This is a genomic window from Marinobacter sp. E2 (assembly GCF_055755345.1).
Map to the genome: position 1 here is coordinate 2,861,936 of NZ_CM146911.1, position 21,679 is coordinate 2,883,614.

Annotated in this window: 20 protein-coding genes; 8 read left to right on the forward strand and 12 right to left on the reverse strand. The window is 62.4% G+C overall.

All coding sequences use genetic code 11. The features are described 5' to 3' along the window. Positions 1–5: 5 nt before the first annotated feature. Complete coding sequence (locus AC0J1C_RS13045; RefSeq protein ID WP_375192220.1) at positions 6–893, reverse strand: alpha/beta fold hydrolase; 888 nt, start codon at positions 891–893, stop codon at positions 6–8. 142 nt (positions 894–1,035) lie between these two features. Here AC0J1C_RS13045 and AC0J1C_RS13050 point away from each other — a divergent pair, with 142 nt between their 5' ends. Then, entirely contained in the window at positions 1,036–1,821 is a 786-nt protein-coding gene (locus tag AC0J1C_RS13050) for a ZIP family metal transporter (protein WP_375192221.1), read from the forward strand. Positions 1,822–1,867: 46 nt separating this feature from the next. Here the strand turns inward: AC0J1C_RS13050 and AC0J1C_RS13055 are convergent, their stop codons facing one another. Then, the gene (locus AC0J1C_RS13055) at positions 1,868–2,776 is read right to left on the reverse strand and encodes a LysR family transcriptional regulator (RefSeq protein WP_473044242.1); all 909 of its coding nucleotides are present in this window, start codon (positions 2,774–2,776) and stop codon (positions 1,868–1,870) included. A 186-nt stretch (positions 2,777–2,962) separates the two neighbouring features. Between AC0J1C_RS13055 and AC0J1C_RS13060 the strand changes: the two genes are divergently transcribed. Beyond that, positions 2,963–4,474 (forward strand): CoA-acylating methylmalonate-semialdehyde dehydrogenase, encoded by a 1,512-nt coding sequence (locus tag AC0J1C_RS13060; protein WP_375192223.1) that lies wholly within the window; start codon positions 2,963–2,965, stop codon positions 4,472–4,474. Between the two features lie 26 nt (positions 4,475–4,500). After that, entirely contained in the window at positions 4,501–6,171 is a 1,671-nt protein-coding gene (locus AC0J1C_RS13065; RefSeq protein WP_473044243.1) for a GMC family oxidoreductase, read from the forward strand. A gap of 7 nt (positions 6,172–6,178) precedes the next feature. Here AC0J1C_RS13065 and AC0J1C_RS13070 read toward each other — a convergent pair whose 3' ends face one another. The 4 genes from AC0J1C_RS13070 to AC0J1C_RS13085 all read right to left on the reverse strand — a co-directional run bounded on the left by AC0J1C_RS13070 (position 6,179) and on the right by AC0J1C_RS13085 (position 9,958). Further along, positions 6,179–6,850, reverse strand: coding sequence for an NAD(P)H-binding protein (locus AC0J1C_RS13070; RefSeq protein WP_473044244.1), 672 nt, complete (start codon positions 6,848–6,850; stop codon positions 6,179–6,181). A 161-nt stretch (positions 6,851–7,011) separates the two neighbouring features. Further along, positions 7,012–8,538, reverse strand: coding sequence for a tripartite tricarboxylate transporter permease (locus AC0J1C_RS13075; RefSeq protein ID WP_473044245.1), 1,527 nt, complete (start codon positions 8,536–8,538; stop codon positions 7,012–7,014). Next, the gene (locus tag AC0J1C_RS13080; protein WP_473044246.1) at positions 8,538–8,984 is read right to left on the reverse strand and encodes a tripartite tricarboxylate transporter TctB family protein; all 447 of its coding nucleotides are present in this window, start codon (positions 8,982–8,984) and stop codon (positions 8,538–8,540) included. The genes AC0J1C_RS13075 and AC0J1C_RS13080 overlap by 1 nt, the downstream gene beginning before the upstream one ends. After that, positions 8,981–9,958, reverse strand: a complete 978-nt coding sequence (locus AC0J1C_RS13085) for a Bug family tripartite tricarboxylate transporter substrate binding protein (protein WP_473044247.1) — start codon at positions 9,956–9,958, stop codon at positions 8,981–8,983. Before AC0J1C_RS13085 ends, AC0J1C_RS13080 begins: the two co-directional genes overlap by 4 nt. A 223-nt stretch (positions 9,959–10,181) precedes the next feature. On the opposite strand from AC0J1C_RS13085, the gene AC0J1C_RS13090 reads away from it, so the two are divergent. From AC0J1C_RS13090 to AC0J1C_RS13105, 4 genes are all read left to right on the forward strand, one after another. Beyond that, complete coding sequence (locus AC0J1C_RS13090) at positions 10,182–11,825, forward strand: ATP-binding protein (RefSeq protein WP_473044248.1); 1,644 nt, start codon at positions 10,182–10,184, stop codon at positions 11,823–11,825. Further along, positions 11,822–12,517, forward strand: a complete 696-nt coding sequence (locus AC0J1C_RS13095) for a response regulator (protein ID WP_375192229.1) — start codon at positions 11,822–11,824, stop codon at positions 12,515–12,517. Before AC0J1C_RS13090 ends, AC0J1C_RS13095 begins: the two co-directional genes overlap by 4 nt. Positions 12,518–12,543: 26 nt before the next feature. After that, the gene (locus AC0J1C_RS13100) at positions 12,544–13,335 is read left to right on the forward strand and encodes a M48 family metallopeptidase (RefSeq protein WP_473044249.1); all 792 of its coding nucleotides are present in this window, start codon (positions 12,544–12,546) and stop codon (positions 13,333–13,335) included. A 67-nt stretch (positions 13,336–13,402) separates the two neighbouring features. Then, positions 13,403–13,915, forward strand: a complete 513-nt coding sequence (locus AC0J1C_RS13105) for a DUF2244 domain-containing protein (protein ID WP_473044250.1) — start codon at positions 13,403–13,405, stop codon at positions 13,913–13,915. Positions 13,916–13,945: 30 nt separating this feature from the next. Here AC0J1C_RS13105 and AC0J1C_RS13110 read toward each other — a convergent pair whose 3' ends face one another. Together AC0J1C_RS13110 and AC0J1C_RS13115 are read right to left on the reverse strand one after the other, a co-directional pair. Further along, the gene (locus tag AC0J1C_RS13110) at positions 13,946–14,728 is read right to left on the reverse strand and encodes a substrate-binding periplasmic protein (protein WP_473044251.1); all 783 of its coding nucleotides are present in this window, start codon (positions 14,726–14,728) and stop codon (positions 13,946–13,948) included. Between the two features lie 230 nt (positions 14,729–14,958). Next, on the reverse strand, positions 14,959–15,840 hold the full coding sequence (locus tag AC0J1C_RS13115) for a diacylglycerol/lipid kinase family protein (protein ID WP_473044252.1): 882 nt from the start codon (positions 15,838–15,840) through the stop codon (positions 14,959–14,961). Positions 15,841–15,933: 93 nt separating this feature from the next. Between AC0J1C_RS13115 and AC0J1C_RS13120 the strand changes: the two genes are divergently transcribed. Next, complete coding sequence (locus AC0J1C_RS13120; RefSeq protein ID WP_375192234.1) at positions 15,934–16,824, forward strand: haloalkane dehalogenase; 891 nt, start codon at positions 15,934–15,936, stop codon at positions 16,822–16,824. An 8-nt stretch (positions 16,825–16,832) separates the two neighbouring features. Here the strand turns inward: AC0J1C_RS13120 and rarD are convergent, their stop codons facing one another. The 4 genes from rarD to AC0J1C_RS13140 form a co-directional block, all read right to left on the reverse strand. After that, the gene (gene rarD, locus AC0J1C_RS13125; RefSeq protein WP_473044253.1) at positions 16,833–17,723 is read right to left on the reverse strand and encodes an EamA family transporter RarD; all 891 of its coding nucleotides are present in this window, start codon (positions 17,721–17,723) and stop codon (positions 16,833–16,835) included. 31 nt (positions 17,724–17,754) lie between these two features. Beyond that, positions 17,755–18,642 carry a DMT family transporter gene (locus AC0J1C_RS13130; RefSeq protein ID WP_375192236.1) on the reverse strand — a complete coding sequence of 296 codons (888 nt, stop codon included), beginning with the start codon at positions 18,640–18,642 and terminating at the stop codon, positions 17,755–17,757. Positions 18,643–18,744: 102 nt separating this feature from the next. After that, entirely contained in the window at positions 18,745–20,940 is a 2,196-nt protein-coding gene (locus AC0J1C_RS13135; protein ID WP_473044254.1) for a hypothetical protein, read from the reverse strand. Then, positions 20,937–21,671 carry a TVP38/TMEM64 family protein gene (locus tag AC0J1C_RS13140; RefSeq protein ID WP_473044255.1) on the reverse strand — a complete coding sequence of 245 codons (735 nt, stop codon included), beginning with the start codon at positions 21,669–21,671 and terminating at the stop codon, positions 20,937–20,939. The genes AC0J1C_RS13135 and AC0J1C_RS13140 overlap by 4 nt, the downstream gene beginning before the upstream one ends. Positions 21,672–21,679: the final 8 nt, after the last annotated feature.

Genomic DNA, 21,679 nt, shown 5'->3' on the forward strand with positions numbered 1-21,679 from the left:
TCGGTTCAGTTAGCTGAGAAAAAGCGCCGGAGCTCGTCTTGGACGGCTTCCGGCGCCTCTTCCGGAAGGAAATGACCGCAATCAAGCGCGGTGCCACTCACATCTTCCCCATAATCACGCCACACCGACAGTACATCGTAGGTGCGGTGCACGAAGCCCCGGCTCCCCCAAAGCACCAGCAGCGGACAGCTCACCCGGTGCCCGGCACGTCGATCTTCCCGGTCGTGTTCAAGATCCACCGACGCGGCAGCACGGTAGTCTTCGCAGCTGGCATGAACGGCCCCCGGCGAAGCAAAGCAGCGAACGTAGTCGGCCACCGCCGCCTCATCAAACACAGCCCCCGGGGCGGACCACCGCCTGAGTTTCTCCCGGAGGAAGTACCCCGGGTCCTGGCCGATCATTCGCTCCGGCAGGCCATCCGGCTGGATCAGGAAAAACCAGTGGTAGTACCCGGTGGCGAACGCCTGATCAGTATGCTCGAACATGTGCAGCGTGGGTGCGATGTCCATGACACAGGCACGCTCGACCTGATCCGGGTAATCCAGGCACAGGCGATGGACAACCCGGGCGCCCCGGTCATGGCCAGCCACTGAAAAACGCGGATAGCCGAGCTCGGCCATCACGGACACCATATCGGCGGCCATTCGCCGCTTGCTGTAGGCGCTGTGGTCCGGATCGGAATCCGGTTTACCACTGTCGCCGTACCCCCTCAGGTCAGGGCATATTACCCGGAACTCCCTGGCCAGGGCAGGCGCAACCCGGTGCCACATCAGGTGGGTCTGGGGATAGCCGTGCAACAGCAGCAACGGTCGGCCAGCACCGCCCTCGGCGAGGTTGATGTCCACGCCATCGACCGCAATCGTTCGGTAGTGGAAAGGTTCAGGCAGTTTCATGGTGTACCCCGGGTTGGCCGTTTTTATGGATGGTCATTGCAAAGGTAGCAGCAGTTATCGCCCGGATCAGGCGAGATGACCATACGACCAACTGCCAGCAACCGGGATGCTATGCTCACACCAACAACCGACAGGAGCATGCATGACCTCCGATATCAGTATTGTCTGGCTGGGTACGCTGGCCAGCCTGTTCGCCGGTCTTGCCACCGGGGTAGGCGCACTCGCCATTTTCCTGGTGCGTACCATCACCCACAAACTCCAGGACGCCATGCTGGCAGCCGCCGCCGGGGTCATGCTGGCAGCCTCCTTCTTCTCCCTGCTCCTGCCCGGCCTGGAATACGGCGAACAGATTACCGGCCACACCTGGAGCGCGGCCCTGGTGGTGATACTGGGCGTGCTATCGGGGGCCGCAGCCATCTACTACGTGCATCAGAAGCTGCCGCACGAGCATTTCGAACTGGGCCGCGAAGGGCCGGAGGCATCCTACATCCGCGGTATCTGGCTGTTTATCATTGCCATTACCCTGCATAACTTCCCCGAGGGCATGGCCGTGGGCGTGGGCTTCGCAGGGGGTGATGTGAAGAACGGCTATGTGCTGGCCACCGGCATCGGCCTGCAGAACATTCCCGAAGGCCTTGCGGTGGCGTTCTCGTTGCTTGCCATCAACTACTCCCGGTTCCGGGCCTACCTGATTGCCCTGCTCACCGGGCTGGCCGAGCCCCTCGGCGGCCTGTTCGGCGCCACCCTGGTTTGGCTGGCGGAACCGCTGATGCCCTGGACCCTGGGTTTTGCGGCCGGCGCCATGCTGTTCATCATCAGTAACGAGATCATTCCGGAGACCCACCACCGGCAGTGGAAAATCATGTCCACCTTCTGCCTGCTGGCTGGCTTCGCAGTCATGATGTTTCTGGACGCCACGCTTGGTTGAGGCGATCGCCGCTGTCGCCCCTATCGCTCTTGTGACCTGAACAGGCTCAGGCGTCAGGATGCCCCCAGACGCCCTCCAGGGCTTCGAGGGCCTCGGCGATCAGCGGCTCGTCCCGCCGGTCCCGATGCCAGATAAAGCTGAGGGCGCAGGGCAACCGGACACCCTCCAGAACCACCAGGCCCCGCTCCTGGCGCTCGGTCATGGCCAGGGCATCCCGGGCCAGACTCAGGCCCACGCCGGCCCGCACCAGGTCCAACATGCACGCCTCCTGATCCACCTGGGCGACTCCCCGGGGCAGCACACCAAGCGGGTCGAGCACCCCCTTGAGCAGCCGATGATGAACGGAATCCTCGGGCGTGACGATCCAGGGCATGTTCGCCAGATCCTCCCAGCGGGTTGAGCCGATGCGCGGCCCCCAGCCTGCCGGAGCCACCACGTAGTACTGGAAACCGGTCAGCTCCCGGTGGGCAACCTCTGGAGCCAGTGCGCCGGGGCCAACCCCCGGCGGCGCCAGGAAAAACCCTACATCCAGCCGGCCATCCCGCACCTGTTCCAGAACGCTGCCACTCATGCCCTGGCGCAGTTCAGTCTCCAGTTGCGGCGCCCGCTCCACCAAGCGGTGCAGGAATGCCCCCAGGCGAATGAACTCCGGATCCACGATGGTACCGATGCGAAGGCGCCCCCTCAGGGTACTGTGCAAGGCCCGGGCGCTTTGCTCAAAAGCCGCCAGAGCAGCAAGGGCTTTTTCTGCCACCGGCAACAATGCCTGGCCGTCCGGAGTGAGCACCAGGCCCTGGGGTTTGCGCTGGAACAACTTAAGTTCCAGCTCGTCCTGGAGTTGCTTGAGTTTCAGGCTGACTGCCGGCTGGGTCAGGTGAAGACGGCCGGCTGCCCGGGACACGCTGCCCTCGCGGGCAACGGTGACAAATGCCTTGAGTGTTTGCAGAGGATGCACAGGTTCACTTCCTGGTCACCATTAGATATAAGTAAAGCTTATATCTAGCTTTTGGAAATCTCAATTGCCTGCCGATCGAATCGGCCCTACTCTGGGTAATTAATCGACAATTATCGCCTTTCGGGGCGCGAACACCCCTAAAGCCCCCTTCACATTCGGGGTTTTCCGGAACAGCACGAGGCACACATGACCAGCGCGACTATCCAGCATTATATCAATGGCGAAATAACATCCGGGACGTCCACCCAGACGCAGGATGTGTTCAACCCGGCCACCGGGCGGGTTACCGGCCAGGTAGCCCTGGCCAATCAGGCCGATGTGGATACTGCGGTCGCCGCCGCCGACGCCGCCTTCCCTGCCTGGGCCGACACGCCGCCCATCCGCCGGGCGCGGGTGATGTTCCGCTTTCTGGAACTGCTGAACCAGCACAAGGACGACCTGGCCCGGGCGATCACCGCCGAGCACGGCAAGGTGTTCACCGACGCCCAGGGTGAAGTGGCCCGGGGCATCGACATTGTCGAGTTCGCCTGCGGCATTCCCCAGTTGTTGAAAGGCGACTACACCGAGCAGGTGAGCACCGGCATCGACAACTGGACCACCCGTCAGCCGCTGGGTGTGGTGGCTGGCGTTACGCCGTTCAACTTCCCGGCCATGGTGCCCATGTGGATGTTCCCGGTGGCCATTGCCGCCGGCAACACCTTTGTCCTCAAGCCCAGCCCCCTGGACCCCAGTGCCTCGCTGATGCTGGCTGACCTGCTCAAGCAGGCGGGCCTGCCAGACGGCGTGTTCAATGTGGTGCAGGGTGACAAGGAGGCAGTGAATGCACTGATCGAACATCCGGACGTGCAGGCACTGAGCTTTGTGGGCTCCACCCCGATTGCCAACCTGCTTTACGAGAAAGGCGCCAAACACGGCAAGCGCATCCAGGCCCTCGGCGGCGCCAAGAACCACATGGTGGTGATGCCCGACGCCGACCTGGACAAAGCGGTCGACGCGCTTATCGGAGCTGCATACGGCAGCGCCGGCGAGCGTTGCATGGCCATCAGCGTCGCGGTACTGGTGGGCGACGTGGCCGACAAGATCATGCCCCGACTGGCAGAACGTGCCCGCGCCCTGAAAGTGAAGAACGGCGAGCAACTGGATGCCGAGATGGGCCCGATTGTCACCGCCGCAGCCCATCAGCGCATTACCGGCTACATTGACAAGGGTGTGGCGGAAGGTGCCCAACTGGTGGTCGATGGCCGCGAATTCGATACCTCCGGCACTGGCGAAGGCTGCGAGAACGGCTTCTGGATGGGCGGTTCGCTGTTTGATCACGTGACCCCGGACATGACCATCTACCGGGAGGAGATCTTCGGCCCGGTACTGGCCTGCGTGCGGGTACCGGACATTGCCACTGCCATTCGCCTGATCAACGAGCACGAATTCGGGAACGGCGTCAGTTGCTTCACCGAGAGTGGCAGCGTCGCCCGGGAGTTCGGCCGTCGGATCCAGGTGGGCATGGTGGGTATCAACGTGCCCATTCCTGTGCCCATGGCCTGGCACGGCTTTGGTGGCTGGAAGCGCTCCATGTTTGGCGATACCCATGCCTACGGCGAAGAAGGGGTGAAGTTCTACACCCGCCAGAAATCCATCATGCAGCGCTGGTCCGAATCCATTGATGCCGGCGCGGAATTTGTCATGCCAACGGCCAAATAACTTAAAGGTAGCCGCGGAGAAGCACCATGTCCGATAACAACAAGGCCACGGGACAGCTGGAGTACGATTACATCGTGGTGGGCGCCGGCTCGGCCGGCTGCCTGCTGGCCAACCGCCTGAGCGCCAACCCGGACAACCGGGTGCTACTGATCGAAGCCGGCGGCCGCGACAACTACCACTGGATCCACATTCCGGTGGGCTACCTGTACTGCATCGACAACCCCCGCACCGACTGGCGCTTCCGCACCGAGCCGGATCCGGGGCTCAACGGTCGCTCGCTGATCTACCCCCGGGGCAAAACCCTGGGGGGCTGTTCCAGCATCAACGGCATGCTCTACATTCGCGGCCAGGCCCGGGACTACAACCAATGGGCCGAGGTAACCGGCGAGCAGGCCTGGAACTGGGAAAACTGCCTTCCGGACTTCATGCGTCACGAGGACCACTATCGACTGGACGAGGGCGGTGACGCCGACCCGGAGCACCATAAATACCACGGCCACGGCGGCGAGTGGCGGGTGGAGCACCAGCGCCTGAAATGGAAGGTGTTGGAAGATTTCGCCACCGCCTGTGTGGAAGCTGGCATTCCCCGGACCCGGGACTTCAACCGGGGCGACAATGAGGGCGTGGACTACTTCGAGGTAAACCAGCGCTCGGGCTGGCGCTGGAACACCTCCAAGGCGTTCCTGCGCGAGGCGGAAAAGCGCCCCAACCTGACCCTCTGGCACTCCACCCACGTACTGGGGCTGACCACCGAAACCGGCGATGCCGGCCCCCGCTGTACCGGTGTCAAGGTCGAAAGGCCGGGTACTGGCGAGGTGCTGGCGCGGGCCAAACGGGAAGTCGTGCTCTCGGCAGGCGCCATCGGCTCGCCGCAACTGCTTCAGCTCTCGGGCATTGGCCCGGCGGATTTGCTCAGGGAACACGGTATCGACGTTGTGCTGGACCTGCCCGGGGTGGGCGAGAATCTCCAGGATCACTTGCAGATCCGTTCGGTATACAAGGTCACCGGCGCCACAACCCTGAACACCATGGCCAATTCCCTGGTGGGCAAGGCCCGGATCGGCCTGGAGTACCTGCTCACCCGGTCCGGCCCCATGAGCATGGCGCCCTCCCAGCTGTGCCTGTTTACCCGAAGCTCGGACGAGTTCGACTACGCCAACATCGAATACCACGTGCAGCCCCTGAGCCTGGATGCCTTTGGCCAGCCCCTGCATGATTTCCCGGCCATCACCGCCAGCGTCTGCAACTTGAACCCCACCAGCCGGGGTACGGTGCGCATTCGCAGCCGCGATCCGAAAGAGGCACCGGCGATTTCACCCAACTACCTGAGCACGCCGGAAGACCGCAAGGTGGCAGCGGATTCGCTACGGGTGACACGCCGCATCGCGGAGCAGCCGGCATTCCAGAAATACCAGCCAGAGGAGTTCAAGCCGGGCCTGCAGTACCAGACCGACGACGAACTCACCCGGCTGGCCGGGGACATTGGCACCACGATCTTTCACCCGGTGGGCACCACCCGGATGGGACGTGCCGACGACGAGCAGGCGGTGGTGGACCCTCACCTCAGAGTCCGGGGAATGGCCGGGCTTCGTGTGGTGGATGCCGGCGTGATGCCTACCATCACCAGTGGCAACACCAACTCACCCACTCTGATGATTGCCGAGAAGGCCGCGCGCTGGATTCTGGCGGGCGAGTAGCCACGCGCTACTCCGCCAGCTGGCGGATCTCGTCGTACTCGCGGACTTGCAGCACCCGCTCAGCCGCAGCCTCTGTGGCCAGGCTGCAGACCTCATTAACCATGGCAAGGGCCACCGTTGTCGCCTCAATGCCCCGGTACTTGTCCAGGGGGCCGATCAGCAGGCGGTTCACCAACGGCATGGCCTTGATCCCCAGGGCCTCCGCGGTGCGCTGCTCCTTGCGGTCACCCAGCAGCAGACTGGGATGATAGATGGACAGGTACGGGTAGCCCAGGTCTTCCAGGGCATCTTCGAGCTCACCCTTCACCCGGTTGTAGAAGATCGTGGAGGAAGATGACGCACCAATGGCCGACATCAGGATAAAGGCCCGAACGTCGTGGGCCCGCCCCAGCTCCGCTGCTTTCAGCGGATAACCGAGATCCACCTTTCGAAACTGGGCCTGGGAGCCGGCCTTTTTGATGGTGGTGCCGAGGCAGCAGACGATGGCGTCCACATCAAACAGGCTGGCGTGGGCGTCCAGATTGTCGAAATCGACCTCATGCTGGGCCAGTTTGTCGTGCAGGGTCGGCAACCGGTGACGCACCAGGGCCACCACCTGATCAACCTCCTCCCGGGCCAACAGCACCTGGAGTACCTGCCCGCCAGTCAGACCGGTGGCACCGAGCAACATCACCTTCATAACAGATCTTCCCGCAAACAAACCTGCTTCATCATAGCAAAGACCGGCCGGCTGGCGCCTTCCCTGGCAAACACCACGACCACCCCACCAAAAAAAGCACCGGGACAAGCCCGGTGCAAAGACTGACAACAGATCGTCGGTCGGGAGTTATCAGACGTTTGCTAGTCGCTGACCGGGCTCTCCTTCATCGCCGCATTCATCCGCCGGCGCAGCAGCGGCCCCACGAGGTACGGCAGGACCAGCCCCAGGCCGGCGACAATCCAGAGCCCCATCGCCAGCGGGCTGCCCCAGAGAATGCTCCAGTCACCGTCGGACAGCACCATGGCATGGCCGAGGTTCTTCTCCATTTCCGGCCCGAGCAACAGGCCGAGGATGATTGGCACCAGGGGTATTTCCAGCTTGCGCAGGAAGTAGCCAGCAATGCCGAATGCCACCATGAAATAAAGATCGAAGGTGCTATGACTGATGGAGTAGATACCCACAAACGCCACCATGGTGACGATCGGCAGCAGGTACATGGGCGGCACCGACAGCAGCTTCACGAAGAAGCCCACCAGCGGGATGTTCAGCACCAGCAGCAGCACGTTGCCGATCAGCAGCGCCGCGATCACACCCCATACGATGTCAGCGTTCTGTGTGAACATCAGCGGTCCCGGGGTGATATTCAGGGAGATCAGCATGGCCAGCAGCACGGCGGTGGTGCCGCTGCCCGGAACACCCAGGGTCAGCATGGGCACCAGGGCACCCGAAGACGCGCCATTGTTGCCGGCCTCCGGCGCCACCACGCCCCGGATATCCCCCTCACCGAACGTGCCTTTCCTGCCGACCACCTGCTTTTCCAGGGTGTAGCTGATAAAGCTGCCCAGGGAGGCACCGGCGCCCGGCAGTACTCCGGAAATGAATCCTAGGATACCGCCGCGAAGCTGGGTGGGAAGCGTGGTCACCAGCTCCTTGAAGGTCAGGGTGAGTTTGCCTACCTGCATCTTCTCGCGACCACCACCCATCCGGTGCTCAACGAAGAAGAGCAGTTCGGAGATGGCAAACAGGCCCACGATCGCCAGGATGAAGTCGATACCCTCATAGAGTTCCAGCACGCCGAATGTGTAGCGCTGGGTTCCCGTGGAGATATCAATGCCCACCGTTGAGATCATGATGCCCAGGGTGGCTGCAATCACCGTTTTCATCGGGTTCTTGCCGGTAATGCCCCCGAGGGTGGCAAAGGCCAGCAGGAACAGGGCAAAGTACTCCGCCGGCCCGAAGGTCAGTGCGAATTTTGCCAGCACCGGTGCGAGCATGATCAGACCGATGGTGCCGATCAGACCGCCGGCAAAGGAGGCGATGGCCGACACCGCCAGGGCATCGGCAGCGCGGCCTTTCTGTGCCATGGGGTAACCATCGAGGCAGGTCATCATCGCCGGCTCGTCGCCGGGTATGTTCAGCAGGATCGACGATATCCGTCCGCCGTACATGGCGCCGGCGTACACCGCTGTGAGCAGGATCATCGCCGTTTCCGGCGGCAGCCCGAGGGTGAACGCCAGGGGAATCAGAATAGCGACGCCATTGGCCGGCCCAAGGCCAGGCAGGCAGCCGATCAGCGTACCAACGAAGGCGCCAAAGAGCGCAAACATCAGGTTGTAGGGGGTCAGCGCAACCGCGAACCCCTCCATCAGAAAGCCGAGAGTTTCCATCAGTGCACCTCCAGCAAGCCGGCGGGCAGGCTCAGGGACAGGCCGTAGTTGAACAGCACGAACACCACCACAGCGCTCGCCAGCCCGGTCACGAAGGCCCGCTTCGGTTCAGCGCCCATACGCCAGCTCAAGGTGCCCACAGCCAGGGTAGTGGCAATCACAAAGCCCAGAGGCTCGAGCAAGAACGCATAGACCACCAGAACCAGCACCGACACCACCAGCTCCAGGGCAGACTTGCCCAGGGGCCACTGAGCGTCCGGGTCCGGCTTGATCATCAGGTAGAGACTGCCTGCCACCAGCACCACCGAGAGGATGGTGGGAAAGGTTTCCGGGCCCACGGCTTCGGCGCCGCCAAACGGCTCGGGCCACTGTTGGGCAGCCCAGCCGTAGGCAACGGCGAGAACCAGAAGGCCCAGGCCGAGAACGCGATCACCGAGGCTGCTCATTTGAGCAGCCCGATTTCGCGGGACAGGTTCTCGATGTCCTGAACCTGGTTGCGCACGAACTCATCAAACTTGTCCGCCGGCGGATGGAACGGGATCAGGCCGTTGCTCTTCATCACCTGCTTCCACTCGTCACTGGCGTACAGGGTATCGACGGCTTCCACCCAGTAGGCCTTGGCGGCCTCGTCCGCACCCTTGGGCATGTAGAACCCGCGCCAGTTCGGTCCCACCGCATCAATGCCCTGCTCTTTAGCGGTAGGCAGGTTGCCGAACTTGCCCGGCAGGCGCTCGTCCGCCAGCACCGCCAGAACGCGCAGGTCGCCGGACTCCATGAAGCCGGTCGCCTCGGAAATATCGCCAGTAAAGGCGTCAACCTGGCCACCAACCACCTGGGTCATGGCTTCGCCACCGTTGTTGTAGGACAGGTAGGGAATCGAAGGCAGTTTGTCGGCGCCGGCCGCCTTGGCTGCAATCAATACTTTGAGATGATCCCAACCACCGCGGGCGCTGCCACCGGCAAACTTGACGGACTTGGGATTGGCTTTCACGGCTGCCATCAGGTCGTTGAGCGTCTGGTACTTCGAGTCCTTGCCAACGGCGATGATGCCGTAATCAGCGCCCAGGGCGCCGACCCAGGTCACCATGTCGGCGTTCATGCCGGGAAACTGCTTCTGGGCCAGCCGGGTGGTGGTCGCGGTGGATGCCGCCACCAGCAGCTTGTTGTCTTCAGCCCGCTTGCTCACAGTGTGGGCATAGGCCACGCCGCCGCCGGCGCCAGCCATATTGACGGTCTGGACGGTGCCTTCCACCAGGCCAAGATCCTGCAGCACGTTACCAACGCTGCGGCAGGTAAAATCCCAACCGCCACCGGGATCGGCGGGCGCCAGGCATTCGACTTTTCCGGAGGGCTGCCAGGCCATGGCAGACATGGAGACGGCCGCAGCCGCCACGAAAGACAGGGTTCTCTTGATAAACATGGTTGTCACCTCATCAACTTGTTGTTGTGATCGCCCCTGAGGCAGGACCGTGTTGGCCGGGTCCCTGGCTTTGGCAGGCCAGAGGAGCGATTGCAGGCAGGTTAATAGGTGAAACCCGAAGCCTTGAAGCTTGTGCACGTAATGCCTTTAAAGGGCATTTACCGCATTTTGTTCATAAAGATCACGGGCATGTCCCGGAACGATGCAGTACCCTGAACGGACAATGACAACAAGCCCGACACCGCCTGTGTTTCGAAAGACCAAACTCAAAACCCGAATGATCCTCACCCTGGGACTGCTGGGCGCTTTGCAGACTGTCCTGATCGGTGGCTTTGCCGGCTTCTACCTGAGCGATTCCCTCTACGACGAAATCGGCCAGCGCGCGCTTATGGTGGCCAAGACGGTGGCCGCCACCCCCGCGGTGATCGAGGGTGTCCGGGAGCGGGACATCCACGGCCTGAACCGGCTCGCGGAACGGCTCGCAGAGACCAACGAAGCCCTCTTCATCGTGATCGGAGACGCCGAGGCAATCCGCCTGGCCCATCCCGACCCGAGCCGGATCGGGCATTCCATGGGCGATGACGATGGCGACTATGGGCGCAAGGCCCTGGTGGATGGCCAGGCCTACGTTGCCCGGGCCAGGGGCAGCCTCGGGGAATCCATGCGCGGCAAGGCACCGGTGATTGTTCCCGATACCGGCAACATCATCGGCATTGTCTCCGTCGGCTACAGCCTCCAGCAGGTGGAAACCACCATCCGTCGCTACAATTTCGTGCTCTATGGCGTGGTGGGGCTGATGCTGCTGGTAACGATCCTGTCCGCCATAGTGATCGCCGGGCGCTTCAAGCGAGCCATCTTCGGTCTGGAACCGGAGGAGATCGCCCGGCTGTTCCGGGAACGTGAAGCCACCCTGCAATCGGTGCGCGAGGGCATCATTGCGATCAACCGCGAGGGCATGATCACCACCGCCAACCGGGCCGCCTATGAAACCCTGGACCTGCCCCCGGAACCGCCACTGGCTGGCCAGCACGTGCTCGATGTCCTGCCGGAGAGCAGCCTGCCCGCCATTCTGGAGTCCGGGGAGCCGGACTTCGACCGGGTAATATGGCTTCGGGGCCGGCAGATGGTGGTCAACCGGCTGCCGGTACGCCAGGGCGACGACATTATCGGCGTGGTCGCCAGCTTCCGGCTGCGTGACGAACTTGACCAGGTCAGCCGCCGGCTGACTCGCATCCAGCAGTACGCCGATACCCTGCGCAGCCAGACCCATGAATATTCCAACAAACTGCACACCATTGCGGGCCTCATCCAGATTGGCGCCACCGAGGAAGCCCTGAACCTGATCGGCAGCGAAGTCAGCGATCACCAGGCACTGATCCATCTGCTGCTTGAGGCGGTACCGGATCCGGTCATTGCCGGCTGCCTGCTGGGCAAGTACAACCGGGCCCGGGAAATGGGACTGCGACTGGAGATCGATCCGGACAGCCGGATGTCGGACCTGCCCGCCACCCTGCCCCGGGACCAACTGGTCAGCGTACTGGGCAACCTTATTGATAACGCCCTGGACGCCACCCTAGCCAATGCCGGAGCAGGCGGCCGTGTTCAGCTGTCCATGACCGACCTGGGCCAGGAACTGATTTTCGAGGTGGAAGACCAGGGCTCAGGGATTCCAGAAGCCGAGCGGCAGCGCATTTTCGAGAAGGGTGTCAGCACCAAGGACGGCGATTCCAGGGGCTATGGCCTGCATCTGGTGCGCCAGTTCCTCAACCAGTGGGGAGGCTCGGTGACCGTGGACGACGTGCCGGAGGGCGGCAGCCGGTTTACCCTGTACCTGCCCAAGATTGCCAATGGGAGAGTCTACCCGTGACCTGCATTCGCATCATGATCGTTGAGGACGACCCCAGAATCGCCGAGATCCAGAGACGGTTCGTGGAACGTCTGGATCAGGTTGAGCTGTGCGGAATCGCCCATACCCTGGCCGATGCCCGGGAGCAGATTGAGGTTCTGGCGCCCGATCTCATCCTGCTGGATGTCTACTTTCCCGATGGCAATGGCCTGGACCTGCTCAGGGAGCTGAGAGCCGCCGACAGCGGCAGCGACGTCATTCTCATCACCGCCGCCAAGGAAGTGGAAACCCTGCGCAGCGCCCTGCGAGGCGGTGTCTTCGACTATATCCTCAAGCCCCTGGTGTTCGAGCGCCTGCAGGAGGCCGTCAATGGCTACCGCAGCCACATGGAGCGCCTGGCCACCCTGCATCAGGTTGCCCAGAAAGAAGTGGATGCACTGCTTCCGAGGGCGCCCATGGAGAGCTCCCGAAGCACGGAGGAACGCTTACCCAAGGGCATTGATGCACTGACCCTCGACAAGATTCGTGAGGTTATGACGGGTGCAGGCAAACTGAGCGCCGAAGAAGTCGGCAACGCCATCGGCGCCTCCCGCACCACCGCGCGCCGCTACCTGGAGTTCCTGGTTGGCGCCGGTGAGTTGTCGGCGGAAGTGGCCTATGGCAGTGTCGGTCGGCCTGAGCGAAGATACTGCATGGCGGATACCAAGCCCTGAGATCCCTCAAACCCTGGAGCCTGCGCGTGAAGTTACTGATGATCCCCTTGCTGGCCATGGCCCTGCTCACCGGCTGCCAGGAATCCCCGACCGGCCGGAACCGTCTGGCACTGGTGCCCGATGCAGTCATGGCCGACATGGGCCAGGACAGTTTTGAGCAGATGAAGCAGCAGAACACCGTGGTCACCCGCCCCGAGGTGAACCGGCTGGTGCAGTGCATCACCGGCGAACTGGTGGCCGCTGCCCGCACCGAGTACCCGCAGGCCCCCGTGCCCGAGAGCTGGGAGGTAGTGGTGTTCGAGGCTTCGAGCCCAAACGCCTTTGCGCTTCCCGGCGGAAAAATCGGCGTGCACACCGGCCTGCTCCGGATCGCAGAAAACCCGTCCCAGCTGGCCACCGTGATCGGCCATGAAATTGCCCACGTGCTGGCCGACCACGGCAATGAGCGCCTTACCCAACAGCTGGGCGTGCAGGCCGGCATGCTGCTGGTGGGCCTGTTTACCGAGAGCGAGATTGCCGAGGATCAGATCCAGCAGGCCCTCGGGATTGGCGCCCAACTGGGACTGACCCTGCCATTCAGCCGCGCCCATGAAGAGGAAGCCGACCTGATGGGCCTGGGCATCATGGCGAGAGCCGGCTTCGAGCCCGGGGAAAGTGTTCAGCTGTGGCAAAACATGGCGCAGGCGTCCGGCGCCCAGCCACTGGAATTTCTGTCAACGCATCCCAACCACGACACCCGCATAGCGGCGCTCCGCAATCAGCTCGAGGCGGCGAGGGCAATATCCGAAACCGTCCCACCTGCGAAGTGCCAGATCTGAACTAGCCAAGATCGGCGTAGAATTGACTATCATCAAGTCATTGGCCCGTTGGCGAGTGAGGCTCCCCATGGTGGAACGTCTGCCCTGCCCGGACGGTCTCCGGCTGGTTCTGACACCCAACCGTTCCCTGAGCTGGCATGGTAATGTCAGGATCTGGATGGGGCTGTTTGTGGTCTCCGCGTTCATCACAACCGGCTTCAGCCTTGCCGGCGCCTGGGTGATCATTCCGTTTGCCGGTCTGGAACTGATTGCCCTGGCCTGCGGCATCTATGTAACATCGCGCGCCTGCCAGCGCCAGGAAGTACTGGTGATCGGAGACGAAAACATTCGCCTGGAAAAGGGCATCCGGCGCAAGCAATCCGAATGGACCCTGCCCAGGCGCTATGCCAGGCTCAGTGTCCACGCACCGCGCCATCCGTTCACACCCGCCAGACTGTTCCTGAGTCACCGTGATACCCAACTGTCCCTGGGGGGCTTCCTCAACCTTGAGGACACCGAAAAGCTTCTCGACATCCTCGAACACCGCGGGCTTCTGATTGAACGAAAAGAGCCCGATGCGGACATCGGGCTCTGGTTCTGAAAGGAGTCTCAACCCTAAGCCGGCAACAGTTCACTCGTAGCTGGCGACGATCCTGTCGATATCACCGGCCGCACGGGCTTCATCCAGAGCCTTCTGGAGATCGGCAACGATGCGTGGGTCGGTGTTGGTACTGAAAGCCAGATACATGGGCGTTTCACGGAACACCAGCACAGGCTTGAGACCGGTAATACCATGCTCCTCTTCCGCCATCAGCGGGCCAACCAGACCGTCGGTCACCCACAGATCCGCCTGCCCCAGGGTGAGTCTTCGCGCGTTGACATCGCTGGAGACGCCCATGACAACGTTGAAGCCCTGATCCACCAGGTACTCCGACATGACGTCGCCCTTGTAGCCTGCAATGTTGAGATTTTTTGCGTCCGCCAGTGAATCCAGGGTCAGATCAGAATCCGGGGCGGCAAAAAGGGTCCACTTGATCGAGGCCAGCGGGCCCACCCACTGAAACTGGTCCTCGCGCTCATCGGTACGGGCGGTACAGAAAAGCCCATGGTTCTCCCGGTCCTGAACCCAGTTGTAGGCGTAACTCCAGGCCCGCATTTTCATGACGTAGTCGTAGTCCACCCGGCTGAGCATGGCCTTGACCATATCGGCACAGATGCCACTGATGTCTTCCTGGCTGTGCGCAAAGCCCTTACCGGTTTCAGAGGTGTTATAGGGCGGGTAGTTCTCGGTGAAGATATACAGACGCTCGGACGCCAGTGCCGGGATGGCAATGGCCGACAGCGACAACGCGGCAACGCCGTTTCGGAGGTATTTGATAACCCGGGAGGAAACCGATGGGTAGTCAGAGGGCATTTTCTGGTCCTTTGTTGACAAGCCTGGTGGGTGCGAGCGCCGGGCGCGGCACTCATTCTTTTTCTGTACAGTCAAAAAATCCAGTTGCAAAAGCGACACAGTGTCAGTTTTTGTCACTCCCATTGGAGGATTGTGCTAACAGGCCCCATGATTGCCTGTCCCGTCAAAAAAGTCAGTGACAAAACGTATCTGAGCCGTAGTGAATCGCAAAGTCAGCGGCGAGCGCCGCCTTATTTGTCTCGCGCGGTACTCACAATGGCAGGCGCCACTACCCTGAGAGCACCTTTATGCAGACTTACGCGCAGAGGCGTTTTCGAGACCACATCGCCGTCGGCCGTCACGGTCTTGGGTTTGCGGGTCTGAACCCGGCAATGGGTCCCTTTAAGATGTACCAGCGTACTGGTACGTCGGGGCGACTGGCGATTAAGGCGAACCGTGAGGAAAGTCAGCAAAAGTTGCAACAGGGGACGCGGCCGGACCGCAATGACATCCAGTTGGCCATCGTTTGCGGAAGCCTCGGGAATTTCGTTACCACCGCCGAAAAACGCGCCACTGGCGACGGCGATGGAAAGCCAGCGGCCCTGAACTACGCCCTTGTCGCACTCAATGATGGCCCGGAAGCCGCGTCGGGCATTGATGCGTCGTAGCAATTGGGCCCCATAGCTGAAACGGCCGAAAAACCGTTTCTCGGTGGTGCGCGACTCCCTTGAGGGCAGCGTACCCAGCCCGATATGAGCCACGTTCAGGAAAATACCATCACCATGCTCGGCGACATCCACCTGCTGGGTCGAGCCGCGGGCAATCAGTTCGCAGAGGGCCTCTGGCTCCGCCGGTAGCGCCAGATTACGGGCAAAATCGTTGGCGGTTCCCGACGGCAGAATAGCCAGGGTAGCCTGCTTTTCGCGACAAACGCGAGCGCCAAGATTCACCGAGCCATCCCCACCGGCAACAATCAGCGTGTCGTCCGGGCGCAGTTCGTGCTGCCAGTCGCGCTCCTCGAAGTCGCAACAACGTGGGTGCGCGATACCTGCCTGCGCCAGGTGAGCCAGCCAGAACTCGCGGTCTCGCCCGCCATCGCCCGATTTCGCATTGCAAACCAGCCAGTAGGTCATACGGCTTCGTCCCTGTTAATTGACGCCCCGTAAGAGGGACGGCACACTCAGCTGCGTCGTTCCCTCACAATAACAAACCTCAAGGCAAGCACCATGGATTTCGTCAGAACTCCCGAAAAGCGCTTTGAACGCCTGCTCGATTACCCCTTTGATCCCCACTACCTGCACGTGGGTGGCCTGCGGATGCACTACGTGGACGAGGGGCCTGCCGAAGCCCGCCCCATTCTCATGATGCACGGGGAACCTTCCTGGTCGTACCTTTACCGCCACATGATTCCTGTCTGCGCGGCGGCGGGCCACCGTGTAATCGCGCCGGACCTGATCGGTTTCGGTAAATCCGACAAACCCACGAACCTCAGCGATTACAGCTACCAGCAGCACATGGACTGGATGCAGTCGTTCCTCGACCAGCTCGACCTGAAAGACATCACCCTGGTGTGCCAGGACTGGGGCTCACTGCTGGGATTGCGCCTGGCGGCGGAGAATCCCGACCGGTTCCGGGCCATCGTGGTAGGCAACGGCATGCTGCCCACTGGCGATCAGAAAGCACCGGCGGCGTTCAAGGTGTGGAAGAATTTTGCGCTGCACAGCCCGTGGTTTCCGATTGCCCGGATCATCAACACCGGCTGTTTCCGGAAACTGGGACCGGATGAAATGCGCGCCTACGACGCGCCCTTCCCGGGCAAGAAATACAAGGCGGGGGCCCGGGCGTTCCCAAGGCTTGTTCCCATGCACCCGAACGACCCCGCCAGCGAGGCCAATCGCAACGCCTGGAAAGTGCTGGAACGCTGGGAAAAACCGTTCCTGACCACCTTCAGCAACGGCGACCCGATCACCCGGGGTGGGGACCATTACATGCAAAAGCGGATTCCCGGCGCGAAAGACCAGCCCCACGTAACTCTCAAGGGCGGCCACTTCCTGCAGGAGGATTCACCGGTTCCCTTCGCCCGGGCGATCAACAGTCTGCTTGAAACGCTAGCCTGAGCGGACCGTCATTCCTGGCGCACCGGCACCCGCGGCCGGTAGTGCCAGGATGACCAGCTGTAAAGGCAAAGGGCAATCCAGATGACGAGGAAACTCATCAACTGCGCCTCGCTGATCGGCTCGGAGAAAACCAGCAGGGCGATAGCAAACTGGAGGGTCGGGTTGATGTACATGAGAAATCCCACGGTGGCCAGCCGCAGCCGACGGGCAGCACCGGCAAACAACAGCAGCGGGATGGCGGTGACCACACCGCTGGCAAGCAGCAGGCTGCCATTGTGGAGACTGTCCGTGAAGTGCGACGCGCCCTCTGCCACCAGCCAGCCAAACACCAGCAGAGCCGGCGGCAGCAACAACAGGGTTTCCACGAACAGGCCTGACAGGCCGTCCAGCAGTACCTGCTTGCGCACCAGTCCGTAGGTGCCGAAGCTCAACGCCAGGCCGATGGAAAGCCAGGGCAACTCCCCGAGCAGCACCAGCTGGATGAGAATACCGACGCCCGCCAGTACGACCGCCACCATTTGCCAGGTGCCCATGCGTTCACGCAGCACCAGCATGCCCAGTGCGACATTCACCAGCGGTGTCAGGAAGTAGCCGAGGCTGGCCTGCAGCACGTGCCGGGTCTCAACCGCGTAAATGTAGATGCCCCAGTTGGCGGCAATCAGGACAGCACAGGCCAGCACCCGCCAGAGCTGGGAGGGATCCCGGAGCGCTGCCCGAACCGCAGGCCAGCGTCGCAACCCCGTGATTACCAGAGCCAGAAACACGCACGACCAGATAATCCGGTGCACAAGAATCTCGAAGGCCGGTACGCCCTGGAACAGGGCAAAGAACAACGGAAAGCAGCCCCAGATGGAATAGGCGCTCAGGCCGTACCAGACGCCCCTGGTGGTTTCGGTCATGAACCCGCGCTCCCTGTCCCGCCTGCAACCGTCATGCGGGTTTCTTCTGGGTGACCACCAGGGCCACGCCAACGATGGCAATCAGGCCGCCGGACATGGCCAGCCCGCCCAGGCGTTCATCGAACAGGAAATAGGCCTCCAGGGCGGTCACCGGTGGCACCAGGTAGAACAGGCTGGCCACCTGCGACGCCGCACCCTGGCGAATCAGCCACATCAGCAGCAGTACCGCGCCGATGGACAAACCCACCACCAGCCACGCCATGGACAGCTGCAGTTGCAGGCTCCACTCCACCTCGCGGGTTTCCAGGGCAAAGGCGCCGAGGGTAAACAGTGCGGCCGCCGCCGAGAACTGGATCAGTGAGCCGGCCACCAGATCGGCGCTGGTGCCAAAGCGTTTCTGGTAAACGGTGCCCATGGAAATACCGGCCAGCGCAAGCACGGCCCAAAGCAGACTCCAGGGCGAATAGCCCGGCCCCTGGCCGCCGGTGCCGTATTTCTCGAACAGCACCAGCGCCACACCCACCAGCCCCAGGGCCAGACCAGCCCACTGGCGAGCACTCACCGCCTCGCGCAGAATTACCACCGCCGCTGCCGCCGTTACCAGGGGCTGAAGCCCTACGATCAGTGACACGATGCCGGAAGCCATGCCGTCCTGAATCGCGTAGTACACGCCGCCCAGGTAGAAGCCGTGCACCAGCAGGCCGGTGACAGCCAGATGCCCGGCACTGCGCCACCCCGGCCAACGGGTCTTCATGATCAGCGCCAGGCCCGCCAGCAGCACCAGAGTCAACAGCATGCGAATCAGCAGCAGGGTGAACGGCTCTGCGTAGGGCAGGCCGTATTTGGCGCCGATAAAGCCAGTGCTCCAAAGCCATACGAACAGGGCCGGAACAAAGAATGAGAAAAACAGTGAACGCATGATTCGAAACCGGGCCAGGTGGATCTGTAAATCATCTACTCTATAAGTTAGCAGGCAAACAAAACAGATACAGAAAACCCGATTCCGAACCAGTACAGATAGTCAGGCGGGTGACTCCGGCAGCCTTACTTCGATCTCCGGTTCGCCGTTGTGCCAGCGCCCTTCCCAGGTCACCTCCGGCGTTCCTCCCGGATTGGGCAGCACGGTGATATCCAGGGTGCCAAAGCGCGTGGGCGCCGGACCGAACCGTATCGGCTGTTCCTGCTGAAGCCACCGCGGCGGAATGCCGGCGCACAGGATCAGGCGCTCGCCTTCCTCGCGCACGAAACAGTTCCGGACCATCAGCACCCACTCCGCCGATGCCCACACATGGTGGCCGTCGCCCATGCAGCCGCCACCGGTCGACGGATGGATCGCTTCCGGCCACTGCCCCGTGGGTGATGCCAGGCCGGCGACCGCGTCCACCAGTTCAAGAAAGCGCGGATCCCCTGCCCTCAACAGTACCTGCGCCACGTGCAGGGTGAGGTAGGCGTTCAGTCCGGAATGGATCATGTCCTGGTAGAAGGCGCCCTTCACAAAGCACTTGTCGAGCAGGAACTCCACGCAATCCAGCAGACGCGGGTCGTCCGGTTCACACAGCTGGGTCGGATAACCCATGGCCAGCGAGCCGATGGCCCCGGCATCGAGACGGCGATAGGGAGACGCCGGCATGCCGGGGCGCTTGAGGCGTTCGGCACAGGTCGCGAGGCTTCTATCGATGGTCTGGGAAAACTCCCGCGCCCCGGCACCAAACCGCTCGCTGGTTTCCTTATCCAGTGGCCGGAACAGGGCCTCGGCCGCTTCCAGACCGGCCACGCCCCAGAAATCGTCCCAGTAATAGTAATCGTTGGGTCCCAGGTGCTCGGCACTGAATCCGGCCGGCAACAAGCCGGCATGCGGTTTGTTCAGGGTATCGCTCACCCGTTTTTTCTGGATCCAGCGCGCGCCCTGGCGCACCGGCTCCTGCCACTCACGGTGCAGCGGGCGACCAGTCAGTTCATGGAATCGCCGGAGAATCCAGAGTACTTCCCCGTTGGCGTCCCACTCGCCTTCCTGGGACCGGAAATAGCCGCTCTTCAGCTGCCGGTCTGGAAACTGATACAGGGCGCGTTCGGCACGGTCAGTCAGGCCCGTACACAGCAGCGCGTGAATGATGAAGGCGGCATCCCGGAACCAGAAGCGCTTGTAGGTATAGGGTCCCGGATAGACATCCTCGGGGGAGTGCAGAACCAGCGAGTGAATGGCGGCTTCGTACAGGAAGCGCCAGGTGTCGTCCGGGCATTCAAGCCGGGCATGCCCCTTGAGGGCCCGGGCCCAGCCGTCCCCCGGAATCGCCGGTGCCGGCGCCTCGGCCAGGGGTACCCGCACGGTCAGCTCGGACACCTCGCCCGCCTCCAGCGGAAACAGGGCGGCCGCGGTTACCATGCCCACGTCGCAACGGCCCTCACTCTGATCCTCCTTGTCGAACAGGTGAATGCGCACGTCGCCCTGGTTGTAATCCGACACATGATGGCGCTGGGCCGCCTGACTGAAAAACACACTCTGCTTGCCGTCCACCTCCCAGGCATCGCGCCGTTCCGACAACCGGACCCGATTGATGAAGCTGATGCCCTCGGGGTTGGCAGGCCGCAGGGACAGCACCAGCGATCCGGAGGTGTCAGACACCGCCGTCAGCGTCAGTTCGCACACAGGCCGGCCGCCTTCCACCACTACCCGGGCGCGGCTGGTCAGGCTCAGCCCCTCGTACTCGGACTCGGTGACCACGCAGGGGCCATTCTCGAACTCCTGGCGCTGTCGGGTGGCCTTGCAGCGGGAGGGCAGCAGACACCGGCCGTCGTCCGCCAGTATCCAGGCATCCAGGGACCAGCCGTCGTAAAACGGCGTCACCAGTCCGCGGGGATCCACCACCGGCAACTCATCCACGTCCGGCTGGCCAATCGCCGTCCAGTTCCGATTGCTCAGGTTAATGTGAGTGATGGAAAAGGCGCGGGGAATGAACGCCGGATCTTCCGGATCAAACTGGCGCTCCACCCAGTAGGGCCAGACCCAGTCGAGGTTGTGCTGGATAACCCGGCTGTTAATCAGACCCCGGGCGTGAAACACCACGCCGGCCCGTAACAGCTCGATGGGCTCGCCCACCTCCGAGGGCTGGGCGAAGCTGTGTAACCTGGCCAGCAGGGCAATGGGGTCGAGAAAGCCGTGGCGTTGGGCCATGCGCTTGACGACATACCGCCAGGGCAACCATTTCATCCAGCTCATTCAGAGGCCTCCTGTTCAGTGGGTTCGGTCTCCATCCGGTAGCGGGCCAGGGCCCGCCGGGCCAGCCGGTTCAGGAATACCACCGCAATCACCGTGCCGAAAAAGCCAGCTCCGTAGATAGCCCATTCCAGGGGGGTACGGGCGCTCTCGCGGACACCGAGGGTGGATAGATCGGCAGCCAGTGACCCAAGGTAGACGTTGTGAAGGGAGAAGGGGATCACCCCGACAAAGGTTCCGGCCACAAAGCCACCGAACGAAAATCGGGTCAGACCGAAGAGGTAGTTGGACAGCTTTCCCGGGAAAAACGGGATCAGCCGGGTCAGCAGCACGATCTTCCAGCCGTGGGGCGCCATCTCGTTGCTGACCATGGACAGCCGGGCGCGGTCGCGGATGTAAACCCGGGCGTGGTCCCCGAGGAAGTGGCGGGCAATCAGGAACGCAAGGGCCGAGCCCAGGGTGGTACCTACAACCACGTAGGCAGTGCCCTCCAGCACGCCGAATACGAATCCTGCGCCGGTGGTCAGCAGAACGCCCGGCAGCAGGCACACCATGGCAATCACCATGATGGCAATGAACATCAGCGCCGCCCAGGCGCCCTGGGTATCAAACCACCGCAGCAGCTCCACCACCTGCTGGTGCACTCCAAAGGCATACAGCAAGCCGACAACCACACCGACCAGGGCGATGCTGCCGGCCATCAGCAGAAAAGGAGACTTTTTCCAGTTGCTCATGGCCTTAC

Coding starts and splice junctions, on each gene's coding strand:
- AC0J1C_RS13075 (WP_473044245.1), bottom strand. CDS start 8,538: ATGGAAACTCTCGGCTTTCTGATGGAGGGGTTCGCGGTTGCGCTGACC.
- AC0J1C_RS13135 (WP_473044254.1), bottom strand. CDS start 20,940: ATGAGCTGGATGAAATGGTTGCCCTGGCGGTATGTCGTCAAGCGCATG.
- AC0J1C_RS13120 (WP_375192234.1), top strand. CDS start 15,934: ATGGATTTCGTCAGAACTCCCGAAAAGCGCTTTGAACGCCTGCTCGAT.
- AC0J1C_RS13105 (WP_473044250.1), top strand. CDS start 13,403: ATGGTGGAACGTCTGCCCTGCCCGGACGGTCTCCGGCTGGTTCTGACA.
- AC0J1C_RS13045 (WP_375192220.1), bottom strand. CDS start 893: ATGAAACTGCCTGAACCTTTCCACTACCGAACGATTGCGGTCGATGGC.
- AC0J1C_RS13115 (WP_473044252.1), bottom strand. CDS start 15,840: ATGACCTACTGGCTGGTTTGCAATGCGAAATCGGGCGATGGCGGGCGA.
- AC0J1C_RS13085 (WP_473044247.1), bottom strand. CDS start 9,958: ATGTTTATCAAGAGAACCCTGTCTTTCGTGGCGGCTGCGGCCGTCTCC.
- AC0J1C_RS13130 (WP_375192236.1), bottom strand. CDS start 18,642: ATGCGTTCACTGTTTTTCTCATTCTTTGTTCCGGCCCTGTTCGTATGG.
- AC0J1C_RS13065 (WP_473044243.1), top strand. CDS start 4,501: ATGTCCGATAACAACAAGGCCACGGGACAGCTGGAGTACGATTACATC.
- AC0J1C_RS13080 (WP_473044246.1), bottom strand. CDS start 8,984: ATGAGCAGCCTCGGTGATCGCGTTCTCGGCCTGGGCCTTCTGGTTCTC.
- AC0J1C_RS13090 (WP_473044248.1), top strand. CDS start 10,182: ATGACAACAAGCCCGACACCGCCTGTGTTTCGAAAGACCAAACTCAAA.
- AC0J1C_RS13060 (WP_375192223.1), top strand. CDS start 2,963: ATGACCAGCGCGACTATCCAGCATTATATCAATGGCGAAATAACATCC.
- rarD (WP_473044253.1), bottom strand. CDS start 17,723: ATGACCGAAACCACCAGGGGCGTCTGGTACGGCCTGAGCGCCTATTCC.
- AC0J1C_RS13140 (WP_473044255.1), bottom strand. CDS start 21,671: ATGAGCAACTGGAAAAAGTCTCCTTTTCTGCTGATGGCCGGCAGCATC.
- AC0J1C_RS13050 (WP_375192221.1), top strand. CDS start 1,036: ATGACCTCCGATATCAGTATTGTCTGGCTGGGTACGCTGGCCAGCCTG.
- AC0J1C_RS13070 (WP_473044244.1), bottom strand. CDS start 6,850: ATGAAGGTGATGTTGCTCGGTGCCACCGGTCTGACTGGCGGGCAGGTA.
- AC0J1C_RS13110 (WP_473044251.1), bottom strand. CDS start 14,728: ATGCCCTCTGACTACCCATCGGTTTCCTCCCGGGTTATCAAATACCTC.